Origin of the sequence: Bacillus sp. S2(2024), assembly GCF_050474045.1 — a bacterium.
In the GTDB taxonomy this organism is placed as follows: domain Bacteria; phylum Bacillota; class Bacilli; order Bacillales; family Bacillaceae_G; genus Bacillus_A; species Bacillus_A yunxiaonensis.
This window is the reverse complement of sequence record NZ_JBFLUS010000003.1, coordinates 2736438-2749516: the sequence shown is the minus strand read 5'-3', so window position 1 is coordinate 2749516 and position 13079 is coordinate 2736438. Positions and strand designations below refer to the sequence as shown.

Below are 13079 nucleotides of genomic sequence, written 5' to 3'. Positions count from 1 at the left end.
AATTTTGGTAGCTTTTTTTGTATATAAGTAGGTAATTGAGACATTTTAATTAAGAGTGAAAAAAATTTTAAAAAAATCATGTAAGAAAATCTAACATCTGTTGACACAATACATAACATGATATAAAATGAGAATCAAGTTAAGGCGAAGGAGGAACTGAAGTGACACAACAAGATCGACGTTCTGCCCCGCTGTTTCCAATAAGTATAGTTATGGATTTAACACAGTTATCTGCGCGTCAAATTCGTTACTATGAAGAACATAAATTGATTTCCCCAACCCGTACAAAAGGAAATCGCAGATTATTTTCATTTAACGACGTAGATAAATTGTTAGAAATTAAAGATTTGTTAGATCAAGGTTTAAACATGGCTGGTATTAAGCAAGTACTACAAATGAAGGAAAATCAATCAGAAGTAATACAAGTAAGAGAAGAAGTGAAAGAAATTTCGAAATCTGAGCTTCGTAAAATTCTTCGAGATGAACTGCAACATACAGGCAGATTTAATCGAACGTCTTTACGACAAGGTGATATTTCAAGGTTCTTTCATTAATGATTGATAATTTTGAACATGTTTAGAGGGACTAAGGAGGAATTTAAAATGGCAAAGTACACAAAAGAAGATATTTTCCGCTTGGCGAAAGAAGAGAATGTAAAGTATATCCGTCTACAATTTACGGATCTTTTAGGAAGTATTAAAAACGTAGAAATTCCAGTTAGTCAGTTAACAAAAGCTCTAGATAACAAAATGATGTTTGACGGATCTTCTATTGAAGGATTTGTTCGTATTGAAGAATCTGACATGTACTTATATCCAGACCTAGATACATGGGTAGTATTCCCGTGGACTGCTGAAAAAGGAAAAGTAGCGCGACTAATTTGTGACATTTACAATGCAGACGGCACGCCGTTTGATGGTGATCCACGTAACAACTTAAAACGTATGTTAAAAGAAATGGAAGAATTAGGATTTACTGATTTCAATCTTGGACCAGAACCAGAATTCTTCTTATTCAAAGTTGATGAAAAAGGAAATCCAACATTAGAATTAAATGATAACGGTGGATACTTTGACCTTGCTCCGATGGATTTAGGAGAAAACTGCCGTCGTGATATCGTTCTTGAACTTGAAGAAATGGGCTTTGAAATCGAAGCATCTCACCATGAAGTTGCACCAGGACAACACGAAATTGACTTCAAATATGCAAGTGCAATTAAAGCGTGTGACGACATCCAAACATTTAAACTTGTTGTAAAAACAATTGCGCGTAAACACGGTCTGCACGCAACATTCATGCCAAAACCACTATTTGGTGTAAACGGCTCTGGTATGCACTGTAACTTATCACTATTCAAAGGTAGTGAGAACGTATTCTATGATCAAAACGGTGATTTACAATTAAGCGACGATGCTCGCCACTTCATCGCAGGTATTTTGAAACACGCATCAAGCTTTACAGCGGTAACAAACCCAACTGTAAACTCTTATAAACGTTTAGTACCTGGATATGAAGCACCTTGTTACGTAGCATGGTCTGCGCAAAACCGTAGTCCATTAATCCGTATCCCTGCATCTCGCGGTGTAAGTACACGTGTAGAAGTACGTAGCGTTGACCCAGCTGCAAACCCATACTTAGCAATGGCTGTATTATTAGCAGCAGGTCTTGACGGAATTAAAAATAAACTAGCGGTACCACCTGCAGTAGATCGCAATATTTATGTAATGACACCAGAAGAACGTGAACAAGCAGGTATCATTGACTTACCAGCTACATTAGCACAAGCATTAAATGAATTAAAATCAAATGAAATCATTTGCGGTGCATTAGGTGAACATTTACTTGAGCATTTCATCGAAGCAAAAGAAATTGAGTGGGATATGTTCCGCACACAAGTTCACCAATGGGAACGCGATCAATATATGACTCTTTATTAAGAGTGAGAGGCCTTGATACTACTGGTATTGGGGTCTTTTTCTTTTTGTGTATTAAACACCTTTTAATATGATAAAGCTCATCTACCCACAATTCACCCACAAAAATAGCAAAAATAAACTTCATTTCCAAATGTCATTTATATATGCTTCAAATTCAGTGATAGATCTTCTATCGATTTTATAGCTAATATGGGAATAGAGATTTGATATTAGCGAACTGTTTGAAATGCAAAAGGATTTGGACAAGCGTATGAATACGAGTGATTTATAACAAAATCCTTATTTGAATAGAAGGTGACAGCTGAAATGTTCAGTAGATATACTTTAACATTTTAGCTGGTACTAAACGTTATAGGGTTTAGAAGCCAATTTTTTTAAATCTCATCCAATAGGTTATTCCAAGGACAGTTTGTGCAATTAGGAATAGTGAACCAGTAAATAATTTGAGGTTATGACCTAGTGCACCTAATATTGCCATAACTAATCCAGTTAAGATGAAAATCAAACTTAGGAAAGGTGTAATTTTCATTAATATCTTAAGTCTTTTATTCATACGTCAACCTCCTATTTTCAATGTAGTTTAACTGTTAAATACATTTTACTATATTATACTTTTGAAATGTAAATGGGAGCAAAGGATTAGCAGTTATAAAAATAAACAAAAACGCTATTTTAGTAGCAAGGAGGAATAAACAGATTGTTAGTACATAAAAGAAGCTATGATAATGATCGGTGTGATTTAGGTGCAGCAATTGAACATTTTTATGATAGTTTTCCGGAAGAATGGGTTTGTAAAGCATACAAAGTTGGTTAATAAAAACTTCATTCTAATATAAAACAAGCCCTGACTGGATGAGGGGGCGTCAGGGCTTGCGGGGTTTTTGAACAAGGATTATTAATTGGTTTATGTAATGATTTTAACATATACATTAACACAACTGTATATGTTAAATTTTACGATATCGTGAACAAAAATTTCATTTTGTAGCAAAGGAAACCCCGCCTATCAACGGGGCTTCTAAAGGTATTTTGTCAAGTAACGACGTACTAGACTAAATTACCATAACATGAATTTTATAGAAAAATATTGGTAAATGTGTCCAATTGGAAAGGGGATGGATATGAAATTTACGAAACATGAAACACAAGAGCAATTTGATCAGTTACAAAAGGGAGATGTTGTAATTGTCAAATGGAGAGAAGGAGTAAAGCAATTTAAGGAATTAGGTGAAATTACTCATCACAATGTTTGTGAAATTAACAGATTGAATGAGTTGATATTGAATAAGCGTAGAAACGACTTTTTTTCAATTAGGCATTATTTAAAATACACTTCATACGCAGAAGAAGTTTATGTAGTAACCCAATAAAAACAAAAGAGCAGCTAGCAAAAGCTAACTGCTTACCCTTGAAGAGGAAAGATGACCACAAGATGTGATTTCATGGAGGTAGCCTGTTTGTAGTATGTACAGGGAAGTATTGATTCACTAAGAAAAGACACTCAAATTGAGTGCCTTCTCTTAGCAGCATCCGTAGCCGTATCCACCACCATATCCGCCGCCCCAACAAGCGCAACCGATTATGATTAATAAGATAAATAACACAATTATTAAGGCGAATCCGCCACGGAAGCCTCCACGACCACCATCAAAACCCATATTATATTCCTCCTTTTGATGAGGAAACAAACAATGAGAGCAAAAGTTGTAATTTTCACGGCGAATTTACATTACATTATGTGGTGTGGAATTAAAAAGTGCGTGTATATTGTCAATAAAAAATCGGCTTTTTAAACAAAATAATCCTTTTATAGAAATGGAGAAATTAACAGTGGGAAAAAGTCAGCGAGATAAAGGAAAGACGTGAACGAGAATTTGCTAGTTTGATAGGAGGGACTCGTGTACCTCTCTCTGATGCGGTAGATGGGTACTCAAATGATGTGAAGGGATTAGGACTTGAGTGCGAAGTAAAGGCGAGGAAGGACGGATTCAAGACACTCTACAATTGGTTGGAAGATGATGGGGACAGCCAGATGCATTAGCGATTAAGGCAGATAGAAAACCGTGGTTGGTGGTTATGCCGTTGGATACGTTTTTGAAGATGGCGAGATAGACCTTTGATAGAAATTTTATTTCCTCTGTTTTGAAGTATTAAACATTTTTGGAAGAGTCACAAAGCGTGCACCTTTAGATGTAAGGTCAGGAATAAATTGATCAAGGGCATTTACAGAACCTTGCAGTTTCCCGCCTGGTGCAGCGTGTTGCAAGACAATACTTCCAGGGAAAGTATTTCCTAATACTTTGTTAGTAACTTCCACGGCGTTTAAGCCTTTCCAATCTAACGTATCTACACTCCATTGAATGATCATAAAGTTTTGTTCAGTAGCCCACTTAACTTGATTTTCATTTATAATGCCATAAGGCGGACGGATGAATTTAGGGGAGTAGCCGGTTAGCTTTTGAAGTATTTTTTCTGTTTTTAAAATCTGTTCATGATATTGCTCATCACTTATTTTTACTAAATTAGGATGATTATAAGTATGATTCCCCACAATGTGTCCCTCATTAACAATTTGTTTTACAACTTCAGGATATCTTTCGGCATTTTCACCTAGCAAAAAAAATGTAGCTTTTACACCATGTTTTTTTAGCTTATCTAATACTTGTGGAGTATATATGAGATCGGGACCGTCATCAAATGTGAGAGCGACTTCGGCTTTATTGTAAGGTCCTGCAAAAGCGTATGCGTATTTTTCAACCCAAGGAAAAGGAGTCCATGATCCTCTCGTTGCTTCTTCCTTGGATTGAATCTGAAAAGGAAACGGGGCTTGTGATGAAACAGGAACTGATTTCATATAATCTAAAGGATAAAATGCATTCTGAATTGATGAATATGAAACCATTGAAGGAAGAAAGCAAGGCGACATATGATTGTAGGGATTGCTTTGATTGGGAAATACGACTTTGAGTGGATGAAAAGAATACATGATTGAGATACCTCCTTAGGGAATATAGAAATCCCTTTAAAATTTTTATATGCCAACGATTACAGTTTGGTTATGGAGGAACAAGTGTGAGTAGTTTGTTTATCACCCGTATTAATGGATGATAAGATCTATATTTCAATCAGGCGGGAGAGATAAAAATTACATAATTTTCATTTTGTTTATAAAAATGGCAATGGTACCTTGTAATATTCAGTACTAAATGGTATATTATGGTTAATAAAGTACCTTGCATTAAATAGTACTGAATGGGAAGGAGGATTGCCTTTGAATGTTCAATTTAAAAAAGGTGTATTGGAGCTTTGCGTTCTTGCGCTTGTAAGGAAACGAGATTGCTATGGCTATGAATTAGTTCAGCAAATTTCAAATAAGTTTTTAATATCAGAAGGATCAGTGTACCCATTGTTACGTCGGCTAACGAATGAAGGGTACTTTCAGACATATTTAAAGGAATCATCGGAAGGACCTCCGCGGAAATATTATCAGTTAACAAATCAAGGTGCAGAGCAACTCTATGCGCTTATGACAGAATGGCGTGATTTTGCAAGGGGAGTACAAGAAATTATTGAAGAGGTGTAGCAAATGACTAAAGAACAATTTCTTCATGAATTATCAGAACACCTTAGAAGGCTGCCAGAAGAAGAACGAAACGATATTTTATATGATTACGAGGAACATTTTCAATTTGGAATAGAAGAAGGGAAAACAGAAGCGGAAATTATAAAAGCGCTTGGTTCACCTAAAACAATTGCTAAGGAGACGTTAGCGTCCCGTCGTTTAGAGCAGGTGAAGCATAATCCAACTTTTTCTAATGTAACAAGAGCGATTGTAGCAATCATTGGACTTAGCTTTCTAAACTTGGTTATTATGTTAGCTCCGTTATTAGCGATCGGAAGTCTTATTTTCGCTCTTTGGATGGTTAGTACTGTATTTGTTTTATCACCTTTACTTTTGCTAACAAAAATTATTTTTGCTCAAATTTTTATTTTATCTGATGTATTTGCTTCTATTATACTCTTCGGTATTGGTTTACTTTTAGGGATAGGTGCGTATTATTGTACAATTTGGTTTAAAACGCTTTTTGTCAAATACGCCAATTGGAATTTGAAAGTAATTAAAGGGGAGTAGATGAGATGAGGAAAATTGTATTCATAGCATTTGTTTGTATTGCGATTGGAGGAATCGGATTATTTTTTACAGGATCAGCCTTTTTTATGAAATCTGTGACTGGGTCAGCAGAAGCAAAGGAATTGGAACAGAAACAATTTAAAAATCAACAAATTAAAAACATCCATGTTGACAGAGATGTAGGAGATGTTGTGATTGAAAAAGGAAAAACTGATTCATTTGAAGTTCGGTATAGCGGTGATCAGGAAAAACGAAAGTTAGACATAAATGAGAACGGCGAAACGCTGCAAGTGGAAGTGAAAACAAAAACGAAACATATATTTGATTTTTCTTTTTCACCATTTAGTTTTAAAAATGAAAGCTTAACAGTTATCGTACCTGAACGCGTATACAATAAAATTGAATTAGAGACAGGAGCAGGAAAGATCCAAGTACAAGATATTCAAAGTGAAGATATATCTGCACATACAGCAGCAGGGAATGTGGAAATGAAGCAAATGAAAGCGCAGAAGATAAAAGCTTCATCTAGTGCGGGAAAGATTGTTCTTCATAAAGTAGAAGGGAAAGTGCGTGCAGAGACGGCAGCAGGAAGAATAGAAGTAACGCAGCACAACCCGCAATATAGTATTGATGCGGAGTCAGCAGCAGGAGATGTCGATATTCAACTTCTGGAAGTACCGAAAGATGCTGTTGTAAAAGGTTCTTCTCATGCAGGAAATGTAAAGATTTTCGGGAAAGAAAATAAAGAAGTTACTTTAGGGAACGGAAATGTACAAATTAGGGGGGAAACAGCAGCAGGATCTGTAAAAATCGACGCGGATTAAAAACAGACCAGCTAAGCTGGTCTGTTTTTAATGTAAATGACGATAGACACCAATTACTTTTCCAATAACAGAAACGTTATCTAAAATAATAGGCTCTAAAGAAGAGTTTTCTGGCTGCAAACGGAAGTGATCCTTTTCTTTGTAAAAACGTTTTACCGTAGCTTCGTTATCTTCTGTTAAAGCGACAACGATCTCACCATTGTAAGCAGATTGCTGTTGGCGAACAACCACTAAGTCTCCATCAAAAATACCAGCTTCAATCATACTGTCTCCAGAAATGCGTAACATAAATACTTGATCTGAGCCTGAAACGAGGTTTGCCGGAAGTGGGAAATGTTCTTCTACACTTTCAACTGCTGTAATTGGTGAACCAGCTGTAACTTTTCCGACAATCGGTACATGAACGACTGGTTGTGTATCCGTTTCGGTGCTAGCGTCTCCTAAAATTTCAATAGCTCTCGGTTTTGTTGGATCGCGGCGAATGTATCCTTTTTCCTCTAAGCGAGATAAATGTCCGTGCACAGTAGAGCTAGAAGCAAGACCGACTGCTTGACCGATTTCACGTACGGAAGGCGGATAACCTTTTTCTTGTACTTTTTGTTTAATGAAGTCGAGAATGTCTTGCTGTCGTTTCGTTAACTTCTCCATGTTTTTCACACCTCGTTTTCTTTAAATTTTCTTACTTGTATTATAACATGCGAAAAAATATTCTACAAACATAAGTTCGAACAAATGCTTTGTTTGTGATACACTATGATGTGAAAAGTGAGATAGAGAAGAGGGTATGAAATGAATGCGATTATTTATGCACGTGTGAGCACGACGAAAGAAGCGCAGGAAACATCATTAGCACGCCAAAAGGATGAATTATTGCATTTAGCTAAACAGTATCAAATGAATATTGTAAGAGTAGTAGAAGAGAAAGCAAGTGGGTATAGTATAGAACGAGATGGTATTTTAGAAGTGTTAGATACTATTCGCGATGAATATGTTGATGTGCTTCTCATTCAAGATGAAACACGTCTTGGGAGAGGGAATGCGAAAATTGCCTTAATGCATTGTTTACATAAAGAAGGAGTAAAAGTATATACCCATGCGCATAATGGTGAATTACAGCTTTCTGACTCAGATTCAATGGTACTTGATATTATTGGTATCGTAGAAGAATACCAGAGAAAGATTCATAATTTAAAGATTAAACGCGGAATGAAGCGAGCCGTAGAGAATGGATTTCGTCCAGAGAAAAATTTAAAGAATCGTCATTTAAGTACCGGTCGGGAGAAAAAAGAAGTGCCTATTGAAGAGATTGTTCGTCTGCGCCGCAATGAATTGACATTTGAAGAAATTGCGGCAACGCTCCGTGGTTTTGGTCATGAAGTATCAAAAGCGACTGTACATCGCCGGTATGTAGAGTACACGAAGCAATTGCTTGATAAACAAGAGTAACTATTGTATGATAATAATCAGTTTTTAGTAGAAAGGGGATTCGAGATGCTAAGTCACGAACTCATTGAACGCATTAATTTCTTAGCGAAAAAAGCAAAAACAGAAGGTTTAACTGAAGAAGAGCAACGTGAGCGTCAATCGCTCCGTGAACAATATTTAAAAGGATTTCGCCAAAATATGTTAAACGAATTGAAAGCAATCAAAGTCGTTAACGAAGAAGGCAAAGATGTAACACCGAAGAAATTAAAAGAATTAAAAAAGCAAAATCGTGCAAAGTTAAATTAAAAAGATGGGCGTCGCCCATCTTTTTTGAGTTTGATAAAAAATTGTTAGTTGATCACTTTCCAATTATAATTAGTCGTCGCTTCGATCGTTTTTCGTTCTAATATGTAATTCGCAATGAGCTCAGACATATCAATTGGTATATCTTTTATAATAGGCTTATTTTGATACATGAAATAATTTCCGCCGCCACTTGCACGATAATTATTCATGACCACATCGTATTCTTGATGAAATTGAATCGGAGATCCCTCATATTGTAAGGAAACAACCCTTTCCCCAACTGGTTTTGAAATGTTTAGTATGTATGAAATCCCTTCCCACATATCGTAATTATAATGCTGTGGTTTTGGTTCGATATATGCAGGGTTTACAATGATATTTCCATCTGTATCTAATGAGAAATATTCAGCAGATAGTTCAAGTGCCTCTTTTATATCTTTTCCTGTAACACGAACGACCTTTAACGTATTGGGATATACATAATTTGAAACAATATCTCTCATTGTAATGTGATTGGGAAAGCCGGTAGAATCATTATGAAACAGGCTTGTACAAGAAATAGTAACTCCAGCTACATCCATTTGTACTTTATTGATAAATTCGATAAAGGCAGAATCTTGTAAACGTGTTTGCATCGCATCGTGAACTAGCATATCCCCGGTAATGGTACCGATTGGCTTGTCTAACCATTGTTGCGTTTGTTTTTCATAGGTAGATACGAGTGAAAGTACTGTTTCATCTGCGGGAATGCCTGCAGCGGACAACAATTCTGAATTACACTCTTTTACAATCCATTGATTTTGTTTTTGCTGTAAGGTGACATGGATTTTTCCTAATGATTGTCCATTAGATCCAGTTTGTAAAACAGTTACTCCATTTATTTTCGTATGAGCAATATAGCGATGTTGATGCCCGGTTAATAATATATCGATTCCTTCAATTTCCTGACACATGGCATATCCTTGATTTTCCCCTGTTAACATTTCCGTTGGTTCTCCCGTTTGTAAATCACGTTCAAAACCGCCGTGATAGGATACGATCAGTAGATGTGGTTGTTCCTGTTCACGAATATAGGTAACCCATTGCTTCGTTGTTTCCATTGCGTCTTCAAATATTAAATCTTCAATATGATGCGGTTGTTCCCAGTTTGGGATGTAATGCGTTGTTACGCCTAGAATAGCAATTTTTAGATTGGGATGGATATGTTGGATGATATATGGCTTTCCAAAATAAGGCTTCATTGTGCGCCGATTCAAAATATTGGCGGCTAAATAGGGCATATGTGCATTTTCAACAGCTTTGTTTAATACATCCATTCCGTAGTTAAATTCGTGATTGCCGATAATTGCTGCGTCATAACCGATATGATTGGCGATGATGGCCATTGGGTTCTTTTCTTGTTGCATATATTTGCTGTAGTAGTAAGTGAACGGAGTACCTTGTATAAAGTCTCCGTTATCAATTAGGATGACATGATCATTTTGGGTGCGCTCTTGTGCAATCCGTGTTGCGAGTTTTGCAAGCCCGAAGTCTGCTTTTTCGTTATTTCCATAGTGAATAGGATAAACCGTACCATGTACATCACTTGTTAGCAAAATATTTATATTTACGACATTATTTGGATTCAATAGTATCAACCTTCTTTATTGTTATCTTATGATAAATCATAACAAATAATCTTAATAAAATATTTTCTGAATGTTTTAAAAGTGTAAAGTTTCTGTAAATTACAGTCAATGTAAGAAATAATGTGCTATATTTCTAAATGTTTACAAAAATTGTTTATAATTTAGAAAATTGGAGGATTTGACATGTTTAAGAAATTTTTCGCAATGGGTGCAACAGTTGTATTAGCAGTTGGTCTATTAAGTGGTTGTGGGACAAAGGAATCGAGTGCAAGTAAAAGTGAAGATACGAAAAAAGGGTATGTTCCTAAAACATTAAATGTTCAATTTGTTCCTTCGCAAAATGCTGATACGTTAGAAGCAAAAGCAAAACCGTTAGAAAAATTATTAAGCGATAAACTCAATATTCCTGTGAAAGTTAGTGTTTCAACGAATTACAACACAATTGTAGAAGCGATGGCATCTAAGCAAGTGGATGTAGGCTTTTTACCTCCAACTGCATATGTGCTGGCTCATGAAAAGAAAGCAGCAAATGTGATACTGCAAGCACAACGATTTGGGGTCGATGATGCAACAGGGCAATCAACAAAGGACTTGGTAGATTATTATAAGTCTGAGTTTGTTGTAAAGAAAGATTCGAATATTAATAGTATTAAAGATTTAAAAGATAAAAAGATTGGTTATCAAGATGTGACATCGTCAGCTGGATATGTATGGCCTGCGGCGCTTTTAATGAAAGAGGGAATTGATCCATTAAAAGATGTGAAACCTGTAACATTAAAGGGTCATGACCAATCTATTATCGCTCTTCTTAATGGCGATGTGGATGCGGCAGTTGTGTTCCAAGATGCTCGTAACGTTGTGAAAAAAGATTATCCAAATGTATTTGATCAAACGAAAGTTGTAAAGTTCACAGAGAAAATTCCAAACGATACAATTTCTGTACGATCTGATATGGATGCTGATTGGGTGAAAAAGCTACAAGATGCGTTTATTGAAATTGGAAAGAGTGAAGAAGGTCATAAAATTATCAAAGAAGTATACTCACATGAAGGGTATGTAAAGTCTGATGATAGCAAATTTGATATTGTTCGTGATTACGGAAAGAAAGTAAAAACGCAGTAATCGACCGGTCGTTTTGAAATGATGGCTGAAGATGGCGAGCTGGCTGAAATGATTTTCACTTTCTGCTAGTTAGCCGTTTTTCAGTTTTTTCTTCTATAACATTGAGAAAGTAGGTAAGGTTTGTGATAGAGTTTCACAATGTTTCTAAAGTATATTCCAATGGCACAAAAGGATTAAAAAATATCAATATTAAGATACGCAGAGGGGAATTTGTTGTTACTGTTGGGTTATCTGGTGCAGGGAAGTCGACGTTACTTCGCTCTATTAATCGTCTTCACGAAATTACAGATGGAGAAATTTTAATTGATGGACAGTCTATTACAGCAGCGAAAGGAAAAGAGTTGCGCCATCTTCGCCGGGACATCGGGATGATTTTCCAAAGTTTTAATCTTGTGAAGCGGTCTACTGTGTTAAAAAATGTATTAGCTGGACGTGTTGGATATCACTCGACACTTCGGACAATATTTGGACGTTTTCCAAAAGAAGATGTGGAGCTAGCATTCCGTGCATTAGACCGTGTCAATATTTTAGAAAAAGCATATTCACGAGCTGATGAGCTATCAGGTGGACAACAGCAGCGTGTTTCTATTGCTCGGGCATTAGCACAAGAAGCCAAAATTATTTTAGCTGATGAACCGGTTGCTTCTTTGGATCCACTCACAACGAAACAGGTGATGGACGACTTAAAGAACATTAATCAAGAGTTCGGGATTACAACGATTGTAAACTTACATTCTATCGATTTAGCAAGAGATTATGCAACTCGTATTATTGGATTACATGCAGGTGAGATCGTTTTCGATGGCCCGGTAGAAGAAGCAACGGATGAGAAATTTGCAGAGATTTATGGTCGTTCTTTGCAAGAAGAAGAGTTTTTAGGAGTGGCAGCAAAATGAATGATGTGACAATAAAAGCCCAAACAATCCCAAAGCCTCCAAGTAAATTGAAACATATGTTGACCTTTATTCTTTTGATGCTATTGTTCTGGGGAAGTAGTGTGCAAGTTGAGGCATCTTTTTCGAAGCTTGTAACCGGTTTTCCGAATATGATGGATTTACTGAAAGAAATGGTACCACCAGACTGGAGTTACTTCAGCACGATTACACCTGCTATGTTAGATACGATTCGAATGGCAATTATCGGAACAACTTTAGGTGCGATTCTTGCCGTTCCGCTTGCTTTACTGGCAGCGAGTAATGTGTTTTCATCTGTTTTTTTTTATGGACCAGCTCGGTTTCTTTTAAATTTGATTCGGACGATACCCGATTTGCTACTCGCGGCAATTTTTGTTGCGATTTTTGGGATTGGACCACTTCCAGGTATTTTGGCTCTTACTTTTTTTTCTGTTGGAATTGTCGCGAAATTGTTGTATGAATCGATTGAATCGATTGATCAAGGCCCACTAGAAGCAATGACGGCAGTGGGGGCGAATAAAGTACAATGGATTGTTTATGCGGTTATTCCGCAAGTAGCAGCTCATTTCATTTCTTACGTGTTGTATACATTTGAAGTAAACGTAAGAGCAGCAGCTGTTTTAGGTTTAGTTGGTGCTGGAGGAATTGGTTTATATTACGACAGAACGCTCGGTTTTTTACAATATCAACAAACTGCTTCTATTATTATTTATACACTAATTGTTGTATTAATCATTGACTATATAAGTACAGTGTTACGGGAGAAATTATTATGAGTAGGGCGTTACGGG

16 protein-coding genes and 1 pseudogene are annotated in these 13079 nt (G+C 36.4%); 12 read left to right on the top strand and 5 right to left on the bottom strand.

The genetic code is table 11. The features are described from left to right. The first annotated feature begins 212 nt into the window (after nucleotides 1–212). Together AB1284_RS13820 and glnA are read left to right on the top strand one after the other, a co-directional pair. Complete coding sequence (locus tag AB1284_RS13820) at nucleotides 213–554, top strand: MerR family transcriptional regulator (protein ID WP_098311113.1); 342 nt, start codon at nucleotides 213–215, stop codon at nucleotides 552–554. 48 nt (nucleotides 555–602) lie between these two features. Next, the gene (glnA, locus tag AB1284_RS13815; protein WP_429748643.1) at nucleotides 603–1937 is read left to right on the top strand and encodes a type I glutamate--ammonia ligase; all 1335 of its coding nucleotides are present in this window, start codon (nucleotides 603–605) and stop codon (nucleotides 1935–1937) included. 358 nt (nucleotides 1938–2295) lie between these two features. Here glnA and AB1284_RS13810 read toward each other — a convergent pair whose 3' ends face one another. Continuing rightward, the gene (locus AB1284_RS13810) at nucleotides 2296–2490 is read right to left on the bottom strand and encodes a hypothetical protein (protein WP_429748645.1); all 195 of its coding nucleotides are present in this window, start codon (nucleotides 2488–2490) and stop codon (nucleotides 2296–2298) included. Nucleotides 2491–3058: 568 nt separating this feature from the next. Between AB1284_RS13810 and AB1284_RS13805 the strand changes: the two genes are divergently transcribed. Further along, entirely contained in the window at nucleotides 3059–3307 is a 249-nt protein-coding gene (locus AB1284_RS13805) for a hypothetical protein (RefSeq protein ID WP_429748646.1), read from the top strand. 150 nt (nucleotides 3308–3457) lie between these two features. Here the strand turns inward: AB1284_RS13805 and AB1284_RS13800 are convergent, their stop codons facing one another. Continuing rightward, entirely contained in the window at nucleotides 3458–3595 is a 138-nt protein-coding gene (locus AB1284_RS13800) for a YjcZ family sporulation protein (protein ID WP_429748647.1), read from the bottom strand. Between the two features lie 172 nt (nucleotides 3596–3767). Between AB1284_RS13800 and AB1284_RS13795 the strand changes: the two are divergent. Beyond that, nucleotides 3768–4049, top strand: a pseudogene (locus tag AB1284_RS13795) (hypothetical protein). Nucleotides 4050–4065: 16 nt separating this feature from the next. Here the strand turns inward: AB1284_RS13795 and AB1284_RS13790 are convergent. Further along, on the bottom strand, nucleotides 4066–4923 hold the full coding sequence (locus AB1284_RS13790; RefSeq protein ID WP_429748649.1) for a peptidoglycan-N-acetylglucosamine deacetylase: 858 nt from the start codon (nucleotides 4921–4923) through the stop codon (nucleotides 4066–4068). A 285-nt stretch (nucleotides 4924–5208) separates the two neighbouring features. Between AB1284_RS13790 and AB1284_RS13785 the strand changes: the two genes are divergently transcribed. Genes AB1284_RS13785 through AB1284_RS13775 form a run of 3 tightly spaced genes read left to right on the top strand, consistent with a single transcriptional unit; the run spans nucleotide 5209 to nucleotide 6893 of the window. Beyond that, on the top strand, nucleotides 5209–5520 hold the full coding sequence (locus AB1284_RS13785) for a PadR family transcriptional regulator (RefSeq protein ID WP_429748651.1): 312 nt from the start codon (nucleotides 5209–5211) through the stop codon (nucleotides 5518–5520). Between the two features lie 3 nt (nucleotides 5521–5523). Next, nucleotides 5524–6069 (top strand): DUF1700 domain-containing protein, encoded by a 546-nt coding sequence (locus AB1284_RS13780; RefSeq protein WP_429748652.1) that lies wholly within the window; start codon nucleotides 5524–5526, stop codon nucleotides 6067–6069. A 5-nt stretch (nucleotides 6070–6074) separates the two neighbouring features. After that, on the top strand, nucleotides 6075–6893 hold the full coding sequence (locus AB1284_RS13775; RefSeq protein WP_429748653.1) for a DUF4097 family beta strand repeat-containing protein: 819 nt from the start codon (nucleotides 6075–6077) through the stop codon (nucleotides 6891–6893). A 27-nt stretch (nucleotides 6894–6920) separates the two neighbouring features. Here the strand turns inward: AB1284_RS13775 and lexA are convergent, their stop codons facing one another. Then, the gene (gene lexA, locus AB1284_RS13770) at nucleotides 6921–7541 is read right to left on the bottom strand and encodes a transcriptional repressor LexA (protein ID WP_429748655.1); all 621 of its coding nucleotides are present in this window, start codon (nucleotides 7539–7541) and stop codon (nucleotides 6921–6923) included. A 141-nt stretch (nucleotides 7542–7682) separates the two neighbouring features. Here lexA and AB1284_RS13765 point away from each other — a divergent pair, with 141 nt between their 5' ends. Further along, entirely contained in the window at nucleotides 7683–8339 is a 657-nt protein-coding gene (locus tag AB1284_RS13765; RefSeq protein WP_429748657.1) for a YneB family resolvase-like protein, read from the top strand. Between the two features lie 45 nt (nucleotides 8340–8384). Continuing rightward, nucleotides 8385–8624, top strand: a complete 240-nt coding sequence (locus AB1284_RS13760; protein WP_429748659.1) for a DUF896 domain-containing protein — start codon at nucleotides 8385–8387, stop codon at nucleotides 8622–8624. Nucleotides 8625–8668: 44 nt separating this feature from the next. Here AB1284_RS13760 and AB1284_RS13755 read toward each other — a convergent pair whose 3' ends face one another. Further along, a complete protein-coding gene (locus AB1284_RS13755) occupies nucleotides 8669–10252 on the bottom strand; it encodes a bifunctional metallophosphatase/5'-nucleotidase (protein WP_429748661.1) in 1584 nt (527 codons plus the stop codon). A gap of 183 nt (nucleotides 10253–10435) precedes the next feature. Here AB1284_RS13755 and AB1284_RS13750 point away from each other — a divergent pair, with 183 nt between their 5' ends. From AB1284_RS13750 to phnE, 3 genes are all read left to right on the top strand, one after another. Then, a complete protein-coding gene (locus AB1284_RS13750; protein ID WP_429748662.1) occupies nucleotides 10436–11374 on the top strand; it encodes a phosphate/phosphite/phosphonate ABC transporter substrate-binding protein in 939 nt (312 codons plus the stop codon). Between the two features lie 122 nt (nucleotides 11375–11496). Continuing rightward, nucleotides 11497–12270 (top strand): phosphonate ABC transporter ATP-binding protein, encoded by a 774-nt coding sequence (gene phnC, locus AB1284_RS13745; protein WP_429748664.1) that lies wholly within the window; start codon nucleotides 11497–11499, stop codon nucleotides 12268–12270. Continuing rightward, complete coding sequence (gene phnE / locus AB1284_RS13740) at nucleotides 12267–13064, top strand: phosphonate ABC transporter, permease protein PhnE (protein WP_429748665.1); 798 nt, start codon at nucleotides 12267–12269, stop codon at nucleotides 13062–13064. The genes phnC and phnE overlap by 4 nt, the downstream gene beginning before the upstream one ends. The last annotated feature ends 15 nt before the right edge of the window (nucleotides 13065–13079 follow it).

Bases quoted from the DNA above. Each gene is read 5' to 3' on its own strand.
- AB1284_RS13805 (WP_429748646.1), top strand. From the start codon at position 3,059: ATGAAATTTACGAAACATGAAACACAAGAGCAATTTGATCAGTTACAA.
- AB1284_RS13775 (WP_429748653.1), top strand. From the start codon at position 6,075: ATGAGGAAAATTGTATTCATAGCATTTGTTTGTATTGCGATTGGAGGA.
- AB1284_RS13820 (WP_098311113.1), top strand. From the start codon at position 213: ATGGATTTAACACAGTTATCTGCGCGTCAAATTCGTTACTATGAAGAA.
- glnA (WP_429748643.1), top strand. From the start codon at position 603: ATGGCAAAGTACACAAAAGAAGATATTTTCCGCTTGGCGAAAGAAGAG.
- AB1284_RS13810 (WP_429748645.1), bottom strand. From the start codon at position 2,490: ATGAATAAAAGACTTAAGATATTAATGAAAATTACACCTTTCCTAAGT.
- AB1284_RS13800 (WP_429748647.1), bottom strand. From the start codon at position 3,595: ATGGGTTTTGATGGTGGTCGTGGAGGCTTCCGTGGCGGATTCGCCTTA.
- AB1284_RS13780 (WP_429748652.1), top strand. From the start codon at position 5,524: ATGACTAAAGAACAATTTCTTCATGAATTATCAGAACACCTTAGAAGG.
- AB1284_RS13760 (WP_429748659.1), top strand. From the start codon at position 8,385: ATGCTAAGTCACGAACTCATTGAACGCATTAATTTCTTAGCGAAAAAA.
- AB1284_RS13750 (WP_429748662.1), top strand. From the start codon at position 10,436: ATGTTTAAGAAATTTTTCGCAATGGGTGCAACAGTTGTATTAGCAGTT.
- phnE (WP_429748665.1), top strand. From the start codon at position 12,267: ATGAATGATGTGACAATAAAAGCCCAAACAATCCCAAAGCCTCCAAGT.
- lexA (WP_429748655.1), bottom strand. From the start codon at position 7,541: ATGGAGAAGTTAACGAAACGACAGCAAGACATTCTCGACTTCATTAAA.
- AB1284_RS13765 (WP_429748657.1), top strand. From the start codon at position 7,683: ATGAATGCGATTATTTATGCACGTGTGAGCACGACGAAAGAAGCGCAG.
- AB1284_RS13790 (WP_429748649.1), bottom strand. From the start codon at position 4,923: ATGTATTCTTTTCATCCACTCAAAGTCGTATTTCCCAATCAAAGCAAT.